Origin of the sequence: Flavobacterium salmonis (assembly GCF_903819435.1) — a bacterium.
Lineage (GTDB): Bacteria > Bacteroidota > Bacteroidia > Flavobacteriales > Flavobacteriaceae > Flavobacterium > Flavobacterium chungangense.
This window is the reverse complement of sequence record NZ_CAIJDP010000032.1, coordinates 1-220: the sequence shown is the minus strand read 5'-3', so window position 1 is coordinate 220 and position 220 is coordinate 1. Positions and strand designations below refer to the sequence as shown.

Annotated in this window: 1 protein-coding gene; it reads left to right on the top strand. The window is 51.4% G+C overall.

What is annotated here, in order from left to right; genetic code table 11:
* Positions 1-220, top strand: a 220-nt coding sequence (locus FLACHUCJ7_RS00190; protein ID WP_180907459.1) for a hypothetical protein, incomplete at both ends; no start/stop codon positions are given.

Here is a 220-nt window from a genome sequence, read left to right as displayed (position 1 = left end):
TACCACTACAACAACAGCAATTTGCGAGAATACCACCAAAGCCTTATCTGCAACACCGGCAGGCGGAAGCTGGTCAGTAGTTTCAGGAGGCGGAAGCATCTCCGGCACAACTTATACCCCGGCAGACGTAGCAGCCGATACTCCGGTAACGGTTCGTTATACGGTTGCAGCCAACGGATCATGCGGGGCTACCACTTCAGATGTTACTTTTACTGTGAAT